General features: G+C 67.4%; 13 protein-coding genes and 1 tRNA gene. 8 read left to right on the forward strand and 6 right to left on the reverse strand.

Features of this window, described 5'->3' with window-relative positions; translation table 11 throughout:
* Genes ML540_RS03030 through ML540_RS03040 form a run of 3 tightly spaced genes read right to left on the reverse strand, consistent with a single transcriptional unit; the run spans position 1 to position 1,707 of the window.
* Complete coding sequence (locus tag ML540_RS03030) at positions 1 to 603, reverse strand: hypothetical protein (RefSeq protein WP_243358440.1); 603 nt, start codon at positions 601 to 603, stop codon at positions 1 to 3.
* A 3-nt stretch (positions 604 to 606) separates the two neighbouring features.
* On the reverse strand, positions 607 to 1,503 hold the full coding sequence (locus ML540_RS03035) for an adenine nucleotide alpha hydrolase family protein (RefSeq protein WP_243358441.1): 897 nt from the start codon (positions 1,501 to 1,503) through the stop codon (positions 607 to 609).
* Between the two features lie 6 nt (positions 1,504 to 1,509).
* The gene (locus tag ML540_RS03040) at positions 1,510 to 1,707 is read right to left on the reverse strand and encodes a hypothetical protein (protein WP_243358442.1); all 198 of its coding nucleotides are present in this window, start codon (positions 1,705 to 1,707) and stop codon (positions 1,510 to 1,512) included.
* Positions 1,708 to 1,840: 133 nt separating this feature from the next.
* On the opposite strand from ML540_RS03040, the gene ML540_RS03045 reads away from it, so the two are divergent.
* The 3 genes from ML540_RS03045 to trpS all read left to right on the forward strand — a co-directional run bounded on the left by ML540_RS03045 (position 1,841) and on the right by trpS (position 3,954).
* Positions 1,841 to 2,218 carry a response regulator gene (locus ML540_RS03045; protein WP_243358443.1) on the forward strand — a complete coding sequence of 126 codons (378 nt, stop codon included), beginning with the start codon at positions 1,841 to 1,843 and terminating at the stop codon, positions 2,216 to 2,218.
* A gap of 100 nt (positions 2,219 to 2,318) precedes the next feature.
* Positions 2,319 to 2,951 carry a site-2 protease family protein gene (locus ML540_RS03050; protein ID WP_243358444.1) on the forward strand — a complete coding sequence of 211 codons (633 nt, stop codon included), beginning with the start codon at positions 2,319 to 2,321 and terminating at the stop codon, positions 2,949 to 2,951.
* Between the two features lie 10 nt (positions 2,952 to 2,961).
* Positions 2,962 to 3,954 carry a tryptophan--tRNA ligase gene (gene trpS, locus ML540_RS03055; RefSeq protein WP_243358447.1) on the forward strand — a complete coding sequence of 331 codons (993 nt, stop codon included), beginning with the start codon at positions 2,962 to 2,964 and terminating at the stop codon, positions 3,952 to 3,954.
* A gap of 145 nt (positions 3,955 to 4,099) precedes the next feature.
* Here the strand turns inward: trpS and ML540_RS03060 are convergent, their stop codons facing one another.
* The gene (locus ML540_RS03060; RefSeq protein ID WP_243358449.1) at positions 4,100 to 4,990 is read right to left on the reverse strand and encodes an AraC family transcriptional regulator; all 891 of its coding nucleotides are present in this window, start codon (positions 4,988 to 4,990) and stop codon (positions 4,100 to 4,102) included.
* Between the two features lie 119 nt (positions 4,991 to 5,109).
* Here ML540_RS03060 and ML540_RS03065 point away from each other — a divergent pair, with 119 nt between their 5' ends.
* The gene (locus ML540_RS03065) at positions 5,110 to 6,567 is read left to right on the forward strand and encodes a cation-efflux pump (RefSeq protein ID WP_243358452.1); all 1,458 of its coding nucleotides are present in this window, start codon (positions 5,110 to 5,112) and stop codon (positions 6,565 to 6,567) included.
* A gap of 13 nt (positions 6,568 to 6,580) precedes the next feature.
* Here the strand turns inward: ML540_RS03065 and ML540_RS03070 are convergent, their stop codons facing one another.
* Together ML540_RS03070 and murA are read right to left on the reverse strand one after the other, a co-directional pair.
* On the reverse strand, positions 6,581 to 8,965 hold the full coding sequence (locus ML540_RS03070) for a DNA internalization-related competence protein ComEC/Rec2 (RefSeq protein WP_243358454.1): 2,385 nt from the start codon (positions 8,963 to 8,965) through the stop codon (positions 6,581 to 6,583).
* 1 nt (position 8,966) lies between these two features.
* Positions 8,967 to 10,220, reverse strand: a complete 1,254-nt coding sequence (murA, locus tag ML540_RS03075) for a UDP-N-acetylglucosamine 1-carboxyvinyltransferase (RefSeq protein WP_243358456.1) — start codon at positions 10,218 to 10,220, stop codon at positions 8,967 to 8,969.
* A gap of 122 nt (positions 10,221 to 10,342) precedes the next feature.
* On the opposite strand from murA, the gene ML540_RS03080 reads away from it, so the two are divergent.
* The 4 genes from ML540_RS03080 to ML540_RS03095 all read left to right on the forward strand — a co-directional run bounded on the left by ML540_RS03080 (position 10,343) and on the right by ML540_RS03095 (position 14,618).
* A tRNA-His gene (locus ML540_RS03080) sits at positions 10,343 to 10,418 on the forward strand.
* A 154-nt stretch (positions 10,419 to 10,572) separates the two neighbouring features.
* Positions 10,573 to 10,815: a hypothetical protein gene (locus tag ML540_RS03085; RefSeq protein ID WP_243358458.1), complete on the forward strand. Its 243-nt coding sequence runs from the start codon at positions 10,573 to 10,575 to the stop codon at positions 10,813 to 10,815.
* Positions 10,816 to 11,285: 470 nt separating this feature from the next.
* A complete protein-coding gene (locus ML540_RS03090; RefSeq protein WP_243358459.1) occupies positions 11,286 to 13,121 on the forward strand; it encodes a methyl-accepting chemotaxis protein in 1,836 nt (611 codons plus the stop codon).
* A 129-nt stretch (positions 13,122 to 13,250) separates the two neighbouring features.
* Entirely contained in the window at positions 13,251 to 14,618 is a 1,368-nt protein-coding gene (locus tag ML540_RS03095) for an L-serine ammonia-lyase (protein WP_243358461.1), read from the forward strand.
* Positions 14,619 to 14,624: the final 6 nt, after the last annotated feature.

Here is a 14,624-nt window from a genome sequence, read left to right on the forward strand (position 1 = left end):
TCAGGGAGTCTGGATGCGTGAAGGGCCCAGGTGCTGCGGGATGGTCTCCTGGATGTCGTCGTCCGTGTTGGGCTTGCCGTCGGGGCCGGCCGAGCTGACCACGTCGGGGGGACACCAGACTCCGAACAGGCCGCACGACGCCTCGGACTGGTCCAGCAGGTAGGGGGCTCCCCAGCGGTCGCGTTTGAGCGCCTCCGGCACGGGCGGCGCGTCCGGGCCATGGGCCGCCTTCCAGATGCGCGCCAGGGCGGCGTCCCAGGCAGCCGCGCAGGGCGAGGCCGGGGCCAGGCCGCGCATGTCGTCCAACTTCGAGCACGGGGCCGACAGGCCGAAGTCGCCGGTGATGTCCTTGAGCAGGGAGTTCCGGCGCACCTTGGCCAGGTAGATGGCCGAGGACAGGCTTTTGAGACGCAGCCGTTCCTCGATCGCATATTCCGCCCGCACTGCCTCGCGGGCGTAGCCGGGCAGCGGGGCCAGCCGGGCTTCGCGAAAGCCCAGCCACGCGGCCAGGGCCAGAAGCGCCGCCGCCAAGCACAGCCCGGCCAAGCGCACGCGCGCAAGGGCTGCGCGCTCCCGGGAGTCGATCCACGCCGCCAGATCCACCGCCTAGCTCTCCAGAAGCCTCTTGATGCGACAGACCCCGCACATGTCCTGGGAGGACGGGAAGCCGCAGTCGGAGCATTCCTTGAGCGGCGGGGCGTTTTCCACCACAGCCTCGAAGGCCGGTTTGCCGGTGGCGAGGAAGTGGCCGTAGAACTGCATCTTCATGCCCGGACTTCTCTCCTCCAGGTCGGCCAGCAGCTTTTTGTGGCCGGTGAAGCTGGCCCCGCCCGAATAGGGGCAGGCGGCCAGCACGTGGTCGATGCCCTTCAGAAAGCACCACACGGCGGTCTCGTATTCGGTCAGGCGGCACAAAGGCTTGACCTTCTTCACGAAGCGGCCTTCGGCGGGCATCACCGGCCCCTGCCCGGCCAGGTATGCCTGGTCCCAGCGCAGGGTGTTGGCGAAGAGCCGGGCCACCTCGTCGTCCAGGTTGTGGCCGGTGGCCAGCACATCGAAGCCTTCCTCGAAGGCGTAGCGGTTGAACCAGTGGCGCTTGATCTTGCCGCACACCGAGCAGATTGGCCGGTTGACCTTCTTCTTCACCTCGGGGATGGGCAGGCCCTTCCCGGCCATCTCCAGGATGTGGCAGGGGATGGAGTGCTTGGCGCAGAACGCCTCCACCGTGCTCCGGGCGTTCTCCGACGACACGGGGATGGCCAGATCGATGTGCAGCGCGGTGACGGCGTAGCCGAGCTCGGTCAGGGCCAGCAGAAGCCCCAGCGAGTCCTTGCCGCCCGAGACGGCCAGCACCAGCTTGTCTTCCTTTGTGAACTGCTTGTGCTCGTGGATGCCCCGTTCCACCTGTCGCAGGAAATAGTTTTCGAAGCAGGGGGCGCAGAAGCCGGTGTGGTGGCTGGGGAGGGCCACCTGGGCCAGTTCCCCGCAGCGGCGGCATTTCATGGTCGCTTACCCCCTGGACACGACGTGGCGGATGCGGATCTCGCCCTGGGTGCCGATTTCGCGGTCCGGCGTGAGCAGTTCCCTGCCACGGATGACCAGCACCTCGGACGACTTCAGCTTGAGCTTGTTCAGGAGCTGGATCACCGTGTTCAGCTTGCGGAACTCGTGGCGCTCTCCCGTGGATTCCATGACGATCGTTACCATGGGCGGGGTCCTACCCCGAGCCGCCCGGAAGGGCAAGCGTGGCGCGGCGGGGAAACGTATTGACCGGGCCGATGTTTTTGAGCATACCGTAGACTTGTAAGAGCGCGTGACGCGCCAAGCTCCGGAGGTCTCCATGAGTTCGAAAAAGGTCCTGGTGGTGGACGACGAGAAGCACATCCGCATGCTCTACCAAGAAGAACTCGAAGGCGAAGGCTACGAGGTCGCCACCTCCGACGGCGAGGAGCCTATCCTCTCCGTCCTCGAACGCGAGAAGCCCCTGGTGGTGGTGCTGGACATCAAGCTCGGCCCCAACCGTTCCGGCCTCGACCTGCTCCAGGAGATCCGCGGCAAGGACCAGGTCATCCCGGTGATCCTCTCCACCGCCTACGACTCCTTCCAGCACGACCTCAAGTCCATCGCGGCCGACTACTACGTGGTCAAGTCCGTTGACCTGGCCGAGCTCAAGTCCAAGGTTTCCCTGGCCCTGGGCAAGGCTTCGGCAGGCGCGTAAACAAGCCCGACCCAAGGGGCCGGAGGGCGTCGCCCTCCGGCCCCTTGCTCTTGCCCTCCCCCGGGCTTCATGCTAGCCCCTGCCCATGTTTTTCCAGGATATGAGCCAGTTTCTGCTGAAACTGGCGATCTTCGCTCCCCCCATGCTGATGGCCGTCACCTTCCACGAGGTTTCCCACGGAGCCATGGCCGCCCTGCTGGGTGACCCCACCGCGAGACTCGCCGGACGCCTGACGCTCAATCCGCTCAAGCACCTCGATCCCATGGGGCTTTTGGCCTTCGTGCTCACCCAGATGATCGGCTGGGCCAAGCCCGTGCCCGTGGACGGACGCTATTTCCGCAACCCCCGCATGGGCATGGTGCTGGTGTCGGCGGCCGGGCCGCTCTCCAACTTCGTGCTGGCCCTGCTTTCGGCCTTGGCCCTCTCCGGGCTCGAGTACGCGGGCGGAGCCCTGGGCGCGTCCCCGCTCAAGGGCTACGTGCTGGTGCCGCTTCTCTACATGACCATCGCCAGCGTGCAGGTGAACCTCGCCCTGGGCGTGTTCAACCTGCTGCCCATCCCGCCCCTGGACGGCGGACACCTGCTCATGGGCCTTCTGCCCAAGCGCTGGGCCTATGAGCTCGCGCGCCTGGAGCGATGGGGCTTCGTCGTCGTGATCCTGCTCGCCATCACCGGGGTGCTCGGGCGCATCCTCGGCCCGGTGGTGTCGTCCCTCTACAACCTTCTGATCTAGCGAGCCGCCCATGACCGCCAACAACCGTATCGTCTCCGGCATGCGTCCCACCGGCCCCCTGCACCTGGGGCACTATTTCGGCGTTTTGGTCAACTGGATCGACTTCCACAAGGACCACGACTGCCTCTTTTTCGTGGCCGACTGGCACGCCCTGACCACCGAATACGCCGATCCCCAGAGGATCAAGGGATTCGTGCCCGAGCTGGTGAAGGACTGGGTGGCCGCCGGACTCGACCCCAACCGCTGCGTCATGTTCCAGCAGTCCCAGGTCAAGGAGCACGCCGAGCTGAACCTCCTGCTCTCCATGATCACCCCCGTGAGCTGGCTGGAGCGCAACCCCACCTACAAGGACGTGCGCGATCAGCTCGACGGCACCAAGGACCTCTCCACCTTCGGCTTCCTGGGCTATCCCGTGCTCATGGCCTCGGACATCCTCATCTACAACCCCAAGTGGGTTCCCGTGGGACACGACCAGCTGCCCCACCTGGAACTCACCCGCGAGATCGCCCGGCGCGCCAACCACCTCTGGGGCGAGACCTTCGTGGAGCCCGAGGCCAAGCTCACCCAGGCCCCCAAGCTCCCCGGCCTGGACGGGCGCAAGATGTCCAAAAGCTACGGCAACGCCATCTACCTGGGCGAGGACCCGGAAGCGATCCGCAAGAAGGTCACGGGCATGGTCACCTGCGTCAAGCGCGTGCGCCTCAAGGACCCCGGCGAGCCCGACGAGTGCAACCTGTTCCCCTACCACCAGCTGGTCACCCCGGCCGCCGAGGTGGCCGAGGTCGCCTGCGCCTGCCGCGCCGCCACCATGGGCTGCGGCGATTGCAAGAAGAAGATGTTCGCCAACCTGCTCAATTTCCTGGAGCCCATGCAGGCGCGGCGCCGCGAGTTCGATCAAGATCCTGATCTGGCCTGGGATATTCTGAAGAACGGGAACGACAAGGCCCGCGAGGCCGCGGCCGTGGTCATGGACGACCTGAAGGGGAAGCTGAACTTCTGTTAAAGAAGATGCAGGAGCCGGGCTCCGCCCGGACCCGCCAGGGGGATGATCCCCCTGGACCCTCAGTAGGCTTCGCGGGATTCGTGAGATGTTGTGAACGGCCGGCCGGGACGAAAGTCCCGGCCGGTTTTTGCGTGAAGAGGGGAGGTTATTTCTCTTCCAGCGGCATGTTGATCTCGGTCAGAAGCTCTGCCGGCGCGGTGGTGCACGGGTCGTTCAGGTACACCTCGTAGCCGGGCCGCACGGCCGGCTCCCGCCCGGACTGGGGCAACCACACCCCGTAGAACCACATGTAGGTCTTTTCCAGCTCTTCGTAGGGCCCCTTGTGAACCACCGTGGCATACTCGCCGCCCGGCAGCTCCGTGACCACGACTTCCCCCTCGCCGTCCACGTCCGGCCCCACGGTGACGCAGGCGTCGTAGCGCAGAAGCTCCGGCGCGGTGGTGTTGGGGTTGTCGTAGCCGACCCCGATGAAGCGGGTGCTCGGGCCGAAAAGCCCCTTGGGTCCGGCCCAAGCCATCATCTTGCCCCAGGCCTCCTTGGCGGACTGGGCATAAGGCCCCACGGCCCGGGTGCAGGCCACTCGCAGGGCTTCCTTACGGCTTACGATCACGTCCACGGCGACAGCTCCTTTGAGATTGTGGTTGAGAAAATCCTCGGGGAAGGGGAACAGCTCGGCCACGCGCTCCCGGCGGCGCTTTCGGGAATACTCCCGGAACCGGCTGGGCGATTCCCCGTACTGGGCCTTGAAGGCCCTGCTGAATGCCTCGGCCGCATCGTATCCGGCCTCCAGTCCCGTTTCTGTGACGCTCGCCCCGGTGAACTCCAGGCGCCATGCGGCCCGGGTCAGGCGAAGGCGGCGGATGTGCGCCCCCACGGTCTCCCCGGTCATGCCCAGGAAGATGCGGTGGAAATGAAAACGCGAGAACCCGGCGATGCGCGAGAGCCCCTCCAGGGTGAGCTCACCGTCCAGGTTCTCCTGGATGTGCGAAAGCACCGTGAGCATGCGGCGGCGGTAGCTTTTTTCCGTCTCGGACATGTTGGGTGTCTAACAGAACCTGTTCGCGGCCGCTTGACATTTTTTGCGCTGTCCGGAGCAATTATGACAATCAGCTTCACAACTTCACAAAAACCCCTCTGATAGGCTACTGGCCGACGATGCACATCGACAGCCATGAAGCCGGGAAGGAAAAGCGCGGGGCGGCCATGTCCTCGCTCGTGGCGGCGGTCTTTCTCACCTCCATGAAGCTGGCCGTGGGCCTGTCCACCAACTCCCTGGGCATCCTCTCCGAGGCGGCCCATTCGGGCCTGGACCTGGTTGCCGCCGCCGTCACCTATTTCGCGGTGCGCTACTCCTCCGTTCCCGCCGACACCCGCCACCCCTACGGGCACGGCAAGATGGAGAACCTCTCCGCCCTGGTGGAGACGCTCCTTCTGCTGCTGACCTGCGTCTACATCGTGCGCGAGGCCGTGAACCGGCTCTTCTACGCCCCCGAGGCTGTGGAGGTCACCTGGTGGAGCTTCGGGGTCATGGCCGTGTCCATCGTCATCGATATTTCACGCTCCCGCATGCTCAAGAGGATGGCCGAAAAGCACAACAGCCAGGCCCTGGAGGCCGACGCCCTACACTTCTCCACGGACATCTGGTCCTCGGCGGTGGTCATTCTGGGCCTCGGCTGCGTCTGGATCGCGCAGATGCTCCCCGTCGGCTCCCCCTGGCGCTCCGTGCTGGAGCGCGCCGACGCCGTGGCCGCGCTTGGCGTGAGCGCCATCGTGGTCTGGGTGAGCGTGCGCCTGGGGCGCGAGGCCATAGACGTGCTCCTGGACGGCGGTTCGCAGGACATGGTGGATGAGATACGCTCCGCCGTGGAGGACATCCAAGGGGTGCGTGGCGTGGGGCAGGTTCGGGCCAGGATTTCCGGTCCGTCGGCCTTCGTGGACCTGATCCTGGACATCTCCCGCCATGCGAGCTTCGAGGAGGCCCACAAGATCGGGGCCCGGGCTGAGGACGCGGTGAAGGAGATTCTTCCCGGCGCGGACGTGGTGGTGCACCTGACGCCCGTTGCCGCCCAGGAGCGCGACCTGTTCGAACTGGTGCGCGGGGTGGCCGCCAGGCAGGCCCTGGGGGTTCACGGGCTGCGCGCTCATCAGAGCCCGAGCGGCCTGCACCTGGAGATGCATGTGGAGGTGCCGGACGGCTTAAGCCTGGCCCGGGCGCACGAGCTGGTCACGCAGTTCGAGGACGAAGTGCGCGGGGTGCTCAAGGAGCCCGTGACCATCGCCAGCCACATCGAGCCCGTGGGCGAGGCCGATCTGGCCAGGGACAACCGGGTGGACCATTCCGAGGACGTGAAGCGCCGGGTGGAGCATCTGGTGGGCACAACCGACGGGGTGACGGACTGCCACGGCGTGGCCGTGCACCGGCTGGGGACGAAGTATGCGGTGAGCTTCCACTGCCGCATGGACCCGTCGGTGTCCATCGGCCACGCCCACGAGATGACGGCCCGCCTGGAGGACATGGTCCGGGCCGCCGTCGAGGACATCGGGCGGGTGGTGATCCACGTGGAGCCCGAGGAGGGCGCTCCGGCCAGCGGTTATCCTGCGGGCGGGCCGTAGGAAATACCCCGGTTCAATGCATCGTCCGCACCACGGGCGGCCCGTCCGGCGACTCCCAGGTGGCGGTGATCGCCCCGGCGTAGGCCGTGGAGAGCGTGGCCGCGCCCGACTGCGCAAGCGTCTGGACCACGTCCGGGGCGGGGAAGCCGAAAGTGTTGCCGCGCCCGCAACTGATGAGCGCCCATGTGGCCCCCACGCTCCGGTAGAACCCTGGAGCCAGGGCGCTCTTGCTGCCGTGGTGGGGCGTGACCAGCACGTCGGCGGCCATGTCCCGCCCTGAGCCTCCCAGGGGGATGAGGGCGTCCTTGCCCGCGTCTCCCGGGAGCATCGCCAGCCCCCGCCCGTGCCAGACCACCCGCAAGACCAGCGACGCGTCGTTGCCGTTCCTGTGATAGCCCTCGGCGGGGTGCAGCACCTCCAGGAACAGGTCCGGTTGCAGCTCGATGCACTCCCCGGCGCGCCAGGCGCGGGGCGTGAGCCCGCTTGCGTGAAGCGCCGTGTTGAAATCTTCTGCCTTGGGCAGCTCGCCGTTGCCCGCCAGAAATCCCACCCGGTAAGTGTTCAGCAGGTAGACGAATCCCCCTGTGTGGTCCCGGTCCGGGTGGGACATGACGATCCCTTCAACCGCAGGCGGCCGTCCCCAGGTGAGCGCGGGCGAGAGGACTGAGCGCCCCAGGTCGAAGCTTCCGGACAGCGTTCCTCCTCCGTCCACCAGGTAGCGCCGTCCTCCGGGCGCTTCCAGGAGCACCGACTGGCCCTGGCCCACGTCCAGCACGGTCAGGCGCACCCGGTCGCTGCTCAAGTCCCAGGCGCGGTACAGCGGCGGCGCAATCAAAAGCGCAAGGCCGAGCGCCAGCCAGGCGGCGCGGTGCCTGTTCGGGAGGCCGCGTATCCAGGCCAGTCCGCCAAGGAGGACTGCGTACCCCAACACCTCCGGCTGCCAGGGGCGCTGCACCGGAAACACCGCGAGCCAGCCGCGCGCGTCCATGTACTTGAGGCTTTCGAGCAATATCTCGCAGACCCTGGCCGACCAGGAGAGCAGCGGATCGCCCAGGCCGGGCCACCAGGTGACCGTGAGCGCCCCCAGGTAGGCCAACGGCTGCGCGGCCCAATCCACCAGGGGGGCCCAGAGCAGGTTCAGGTACAGGTGCGGGCTGGCCTCCCCGAATACCGAGAACTGGATGGGCAGCACCGAGAGCTGGGCCGCCAGCGTCACCAGCAGCCAGCCGAGCGGGACCACGGCGATACGCCGAGGGCCGGCCTTGCCGAGCCAGGTGAAAACGGGCTCCGCCAGGGGCAGGAGCAGCACCAGCCCGCACACGGCGGCGGCCGAGAGCTGCAGGCCCACGTCGAAGACGCACAGCGGGTCCCACGCGAACATGGCCGCCAGGGCGAAGAACAGGCCGTCCAGCAGCACCCGGGGGCGGCCGAGCCAGACCAGCACCCCCCAGGCCGCGAACATGAGCGCCGCGCGCATGAGCGACGGCTCGAATCGCCCCAGCCACAGGTAGCAGGCCACCAGGGGGAACCCGGCGGCCACGGCCAGCTTGGGCCTGGGCAGGCGCAGGTACACGCCCGGCCAGGCGAGACCGGCAAGCCAGGCCAGTCCCCAGCCCATGGCCACCACCGCCGCCAGGTTCATGCCGGACACGGCCAAAAGGTGCGACAGCGACGCCCGGCGCACCCGGTCCAGGTCGGCCGGGGCGATGGCGAAACGCTCGCCCGTGGTGAGTCCGAGCACCATGCCGCCGGGAGAGCCGCCCCCCGCGCCGCGCAGGATGGCGTCGCGCAGCCCCGTGCGCCAGCGCTCCAGGGGAGTCGCGTCCGCCTGGGCGGCCACGGCGGCGCCCTTGGCGCCAAGCGAGAACGCCCGGAAGAACACACCCCGGATGCGCCAGCGCCAGGCCCAATCCGTGCCGCCGGGGTTGTCGAAGCCGCCGGTGGCGTGGGGGCGCGCGGCCACCTCCACGCGGCTGCCGGGAACGGGCCGGAAGGTCGGGTCCTGCCAGGTCCAGACCAGATCGCCGGGGATGGGGCCCGTCTCGCCCGAGGGGAAGCGGAATTCGGGGGATTCGAGGAGGACCTCCAGGCGGTTGCCCGGCTTCTCCTCCACGCTCGCGACCTGCCCGGCAAGAACCCCCCTGGGGCGCTGATCGATCCAGGCGGGAATCTCGGGGGCATGCGGCAGGCGCAGCCAGGCGTAGGCAAAGCCCGTAAGCGCCGCCAGGGCAAAAATAAAAACGCGGGGCGATTTCCGCCCCGCGATCAGATTGCAGAGTGCGGCAAGCGATGCCGCGCCAAATCCGGTGAAAGGGTCGTGGATGGCCCAGGCCCCCCCGGCGCAGGCCAGGAACAGAACCTGCCAGGGCAGGAGCCCGGGGACCTTGGCCGTGGCCAACCTATTCCTTGGCCCGCTTGATGCGCGCGCCCAGGGCCTGGAGTTTCACCTCCATGGCTTCGTAGCCCCGGTCCAGATGGTAGATGCGCTGCACCTCGGTTACGCCGTGGGCGGTGAGCCCGGCCACCACCAGGGAGGCGCTGGCCCGCAGGTCCGAGGCCATGACCGGCGCGCCGGTGAGGCGGGTCACGCCGCGCACGAAGGCGCTCTGGGAGCTGACCTTGATGTCGGCCCCCATGCGCATGAGCTCCTGCACGTGCATGAAGCGGTTCTCGAAGATGGTCTCGCGGATGGTGCCCGCCCCGGAGGACACGCACATGAGGGCCATGATCTGGGCCTGCATGTCCGTGGGGAAGCCGGGGTAGGGGATGGTGGTCACGTCCATGCACTTGAGTTCGCCGCCCCTGCGGACCACCAGGCCGTCAGGGGCTTCGTCGATGACCACGCCCATCTCGCGCAGCTTGCTGAACACGGCGTCCATGGCCTCGCAGGGGCAGTTTTCCAGGGTCAGCTCGCCACCGGTCATGGCGGCGGCCACCAGGTAGGTGCCCGCCTCGATGCGGTCGGACATGATGGGATACCGGCAGCCCGAGAGCGATTCGACCCCCTCTATGCGGATCACCGGGGTGCCGTGGCCGGTGATCTTGGCTCCGCAGGCGATGAGGAAGTTGGCCAGGTCCACCACTTCGGGCTCGCGGGCGGCGTTTTCGAGAATGGTTTCGCCCTTGGCCAGGGCGGCTGCCATGAGCAGGTTCTCCGTGCCGCCCACCGTCACCTGGTCGAAGACGATCTTGGCGCCGTGCAGGCCGCTGGTCTTGCCCTCGATGTAGCCGGAATCCAGGTCGAAGCGCGCGCCCATCTTTTCCAGGGCGGTCAGGTGCAGGTTCACGGGCCGGGCCCCGATGGCGCATCCGCCGGGCAGGGCCACGCGGGCTTCGCCGAGCCTGGCCAGGAGCGGTCCGAGGCAGAGCACCGAGGCGCGCATGGTCTTCACCAGGTCGTAGGGGGCCTCGGGGTTGAGCTGCCCGGCGGGCTTCACCTCGGCGGCGCCGCTCTCGAACCCGGCTTCGAGCCCCAGGATGTTCAGGAGCTTCAGCGTGGTGTGGATGTCGCGCAGGTTGGGGACGTTGGTGTATGTGACGGGGCTGTCCAGCAGGATGGAAGCGAAGAGTATGGGCAGGGCCGCGTTCTTGGAGCCGGAGACGCGCACCCGGCCGCGCAGGGGCAGTCCGCCTTCGATGATCAGTTTGTCCATGGGTTTCCTCGGAAATCGTCGGGATGGCTGTGGCTTCTCTAGCCCGAAGAGGGGCCGGGCTCAAGGGCTGTAAAAGGGTCTTGACCAGGGGGCACAGCTCATGTATTCCTCCCCGTCCGACGGTGGCTGTAGCTCAGTTGGCAGAGCACCAGGTTGTGGCCCTGGGGGCCGTGGGTTCAAGCCCCATCAGCCACCCCATCGTTATCGGCAATGCCGGGCAGGAAACTGCCCGGCATTTTCAGTTTGACAGACCCCTGGTCCGCGGTGGAGAGAATGGGGGATTCCGGGTGGATGCCTCCGCCTGGACGACGCCGCCGGGGCCGGGAACCCCCGGGCACAGGAGGTCGATGCCGTGGACAGGCTGGAAATTCTCGCTCGGGCATGGACGGTGGGGGCCAATGTGGACGGTATGGGCAGGGTGGACGCCATCCGGGCCATACAGCGCGCCGAGGGCTTTGAGGCCTGCTTCGGATGCGGCTGCGCGGATACTTGCGGCCAGGCCGGGTGCGCCTTCCGGGAAGAATGCGAACCGATCAAGCTCATCGAGGATCCCTGTGAGGTCGTGGCCTGCGACCTGCCCGGACCGGGAAAATGATTTCAAGGCGCTTTTTCGCTATCCAAACGCCTTGAATCCCTGTAGAAGCCTCTTGCCTTAATCACTGCCACAGGGCGGCGGGAACCTCGCTACTGCCAAACTAGCCCCCGCCGCCCATTAACTCTCCAGAATTTCTTCCGAAAAGTTCACGCTGGCCTTGCGCCGAGCACGCCGCGTGGTGCCACCTTGCATGAGGTCGCGTCATGGAATCCTGTTGTTGCGCTCGATGAAATAACTGGATAATCCTGGTGTGGAATGGACTGGTGCATGCTTGACAAACTGTCTATTCGTTAGATGTTTTATTATGAGGCTGTATCGGGGCCTTGCGTCGAGGTGGCGCTACCCGGCGAGGGGCGCCGAGAGGGATTAATCATGCGGCGAAAGGGGTTCGTGTCTCCAGGGGCGGAAGGCGGACCCGGTTTTCGGCAGCGGAACATTTTCGTGAAACCTTGTTGTTTGTGGGGGTGTGCGTGAACAACGTCCGTGTCGGAGTCCGTCTGGTGACGGCGTTCATCCTGGTTTCCCTGCTGGCCACCGTGGTGGGCGCCGTGGGTTATTGGGGGCTTAAGTCCACCAACGCCTATCTGGACGCGAGCAACAAGAAGTACGTGCCCGCCATCCAGTATCTGGCGGCGGTGCGCTTCAATCTGCGCAATCTCGTGGTGGCCCAGCGCACCCTTCTCATCGACAAGATCACCCCCCAGGAGCGTCAGCGCCAGAAAGACAACTTCGAGCTTTTCCGCAAGGCCTACGCCGAAGCCAGGGCCAAGTACGAGACCCTCCCCCAGACTCCGCAGGAAAAGGCCGCCTGGGGCGTGTTCCTCGCCGCCTTGGAGAAAACGCGCGCCATCAACGACCAGGCCATGCAGCTTGTCGGCGAATGGGAAAAGGACATGGCAAACGACGCCCTTTTCCAGAAGCTCACCGACCTGGCCATGATCCAGACCGCCGCCGCCAACCGGGAGCTGAACGACGCCATCGCCAAGGTGATGGAGATAAACGTCCAGAACGCCCGCAACGATTCCCTCTCGGCCGACAAGGAGGCGGGCGTCCTGTCCTGGCTCATGCTGTCGCTGGCCGTGGGCACGCCCGTGGCGTCCATCCTGATCGGGCTGTGGGTGACGCGCTCCATCGTGTCGCCGCTCAAGAAGAACATGGCTTTCTCCGAGGCCGTCGCGGGAGGCGATCTGGACGCCGTGCTGGACGTCTCCTGCAAGGATGAGACAGGCAAGCTGGCCGACGGGTTGCGCTTCATGGTGAAGACCCTCAAGGAGAAGATCGCCGAGGCCGACGCCAAGAGCGCCCAGGCCGCGCGGGAGGCGGAAAACGCCCGCGTCGCCATGGCCGAGGCCGAGGCGGCCAAGGAGCAGGCCGAGGCCGCCAAGCGCGAGGGCATGCTCCAGGCCGCCGGGCAACTGGAGGGCGTGGTGGAGATCGTCACCTCCGCCTCGGAGGAGCTTTCGGCCCAGGTGGAGCAGTCCAGTCGGGGCTCGGAGAGCCAGGCCCAGCGCATCGGAGAAACCGCCACGGCAATGGAGCAGATGAACGCCACCGTCCTGGAGGTGGCCAAGAGCGCCTCCCAGGCCGCGAGCACCTCGGCCAGGGCCGGTGAGAAGGCCGATGAAGGGGCCAGGATCGTGGGCCGGGTGGTGGAGGGCATCGGAGAGGTGCAGCGCCAGGCCTTGGCCCTCAAGGGAGGCATGACGGAACTCGGCGTCCAGGCAGAGGGCATCGGCCGGGTCATGAACGTCATCTCCGACATCGCGGACCAGACCAACCTGCTGGCCCTGAACGCCGCCATCGAGGCCGCCCGGGCCGGAGAGGCCGGGCGCGGCTTCGCCGTGGTGGCCGACGAGGTGCGGAAGCTGGCCGAGAAGACCATGACCGCCACCAAGGAAGTGGGCGACGCCATCGGCGGCATCCAGACGGGCACCCGGCGCAACATCGACAACGTGGACCAGGCCGCTGTGAAGATCGACGAAGCCACGGCCCTGGCGGGCGAGTCCGGCGAGGCCCTGCGCGAGATCGTCGCCCTGGTGGAGACCACCGCCGACCAGGTGCGCTCCATCGCCGCGGCCAGCGAGGAGCAGTCCGCCGCCAGCGAGGAGATCAACCGCTCCATCGAGGAGATCAGCCGGATTTCAACCGAGACCTCGGAGGGAATGCGCCAGTCCGCGACGGCCGTGGCCGAACTGGCCGACCAGTCCCAGGTGCTCAAGGGGCTCATCGAGGAAATGCAGTCCGACGGAGGCGCAGGGGCGAGCCTGCCCGCCGGGCGGCGCAAGCCCCGCGCCATCGGGCGTTAGTCCGCAGCCCGCGCGCCGTCATCCCGTTGACCATCGGCGGCCCCTCCGGGGGCCGTTTTTTTGTCGCTGCCCGGCCCCGGGAGCCGTGCGGGCGTGGTATTTCGGACCAACCTGGGTTAGAAGCGCAGCATGCGCCCCATCACCACCTCCGTTTTCGAACTTTTCAAGATCGGCCCCGGCCCTTCCAGCTCCCACACCATCGGCCCCATGCTGGCCGCCCGCGAATTCGTGGACCAGGCCGGGCAGCTGCCCCCGGCCGTGCTCGACCAGGTGCGCGCCGTCGAGGTCCGCCTGTTCGGGTCCCTGGCCGCCACGGGCCGCGGGCACGGCACGGTGCGCGCCGTTCTGGCGGGGCTCCTGGGGCACCGCCCCGAGAGCTGCCCGCCGGACATCCTGGACTCCATGGCCGGATTCGAGGCCGGGACGGTGCGCCTGGGCGGGCGCGACGTGCCCATATCCGAGGCCACGGTGGTCTTCGACCTGTTCGACCTGCCGGATCGCCACCCCAACACCATCCGGTTCAGCCTCAAGGGCGAATCCGGAGACATCCTCCTCGAACGGGAAGCCTATTCCGTTGGCGGTGGGTTCATCGAGTGGAAGGACGACGTTCCGGCCGAGCGGCCCGCTCCGGCGCATCCCTTCTCCACCATGGCGGAGCTGCTTGACGTGATCGATTCCACGGGGCTTTCCCTGCCCGAGGTGATGCTGGACAACGAGGCCGCGCTGACCGGGCTTACGCGCCAGGAGATCGGCGCGAAGCTCGAGCACGTCATGCGGGTCATGGAGGATTCCGTGGAGCGCGGGTTGGAGGCCGAGGGGCCGCTGCCCGGGCCGCTGGGGCTTCACCGCAAGGCTCACGCTCTGTTCGAGCGCTACCGCCAGGACCCCCAGATGCAGGACCGCCCCATCCTGGCCCTGTGCGCCTGCGCCTTCGCGGCGGCCGAGGAGAACGCCTCGGGGCACACCATCGTCACCGCGCCCACGGCCGGGGCGTCGGGAGTGCTTCCGGCGGTCCTCTACGTCACCAAGAACCTGCGCCCCACGGCCGGGGTGTTCCGCAAGGTGCTGCGCGAGGCCTTGCTGGCCTCGGCTGTGGTGGGGATGCTGGCCAAGCACAACGCCTCGGTGAGCGGGGCGGAGGTAGGCTGCCAGGGCGAGGTGGGGGTGGCGTCGGCCATGGCGGCGGCTTTCCTGGCCCAGGTGTACGGCCATCCCGCCTGGGTCATCGAGAACGCGGCCGAGACGGCCCTGGAGCACCACCTGGGCCTCACTTGCGACCCGGTGCAGGGCTACGTGCAGATCCCCTGCATCGAGCGCAACGCCATGGGCGCGGTGAAGGCGTTCGCCGCTTACCAGATCGCGGCGGCCGAGGTGCCGGGCCACCATATGGTGGGCCTGGACCAGGCCATGAAGGCCATGGCCGAGACCGGCCGGGACATGTGCGCCAAATACCGCGAGACCGCCCAGGGCGGGCTCGCGGCCATCGTGCGCTGCTGATCGCCT

The sequence above is a fragment of the Fundidesulfovibrio terrae genome, from assembly GCF_022808915.1.
GTDB classification, from domain to species: Bacteria; Desulfobacterota; Desulfovibrionia; order Desulfovibrionales; family Desulfovibrionaceae; genus Fundidesulfovibrio; species Fundidesulfovibrio terrae.

Bases quoted from the DNA above. Each gene is read 5' to 3' on its own strand.
- ML540_RS03035 (WP_243358441.1), bottom strand. From the start codon at position 1,503: ATGAAATGCCGCCGCTGCGGGGAACTGGCCCAGGTGGCCCTCCCCAGC.
- ML540_RS03040 (WP_243358442.1), bottom strand. From the start codon at position 1,707: ATGGTAACGATCGTCATGGAATCCACGGGAGAGCGCCACGAGTTCCGC.
- ML540_RS03045 (WP_243358443.1), top strand. From the start codon at position 1,841: ATGAGTTCGAAAAAGGTCCTGGTGGTGGACGACGAGAAGCACATCCGC.
- ML540_RS03050 (WP_243358444.1), top strand. From the start codon at position 2,319: ATGAGCCAGTTTCTGCTGAAACTGGCGATCTTCGCTCCCCCCATGCTG.
- trpS (WP_243358447.1), top strand. From the start codon at position 2,962: ATGACCGCCAACAACCGTATCGTCTCCGGCATGCGTCCCACCGGCCCC.
- ML540_RS03060 (WP_243358449.1), bottom strand. From the start codon at position 4,990: ATGTCCGAGACGGAAAAAAGCTACCGCCGCCGCATGCTCACGGTGCTT.
- ML540_RS03065 (WP_243358452.1), top strand. From the start codon at position 5,110: ATGCACATCGACAGCCATGAAGCCGGGAAGGAAAAGCGCGGGGCGGCC.
- murA (WP_243358456.1), bottom strand. From the start codon at position 10,220: ATGGACAAACTGATCATCGAAGGCGGACTGCCCCTGCGCGGCCGGGTG.
- ML540_RS03095 (WP_243358461.1), top strand. From the start codon at position 13,251: ATGCGCCCCATCACCACCTCCGTTTTCGAACTTTTCAAGATCGGCCCC.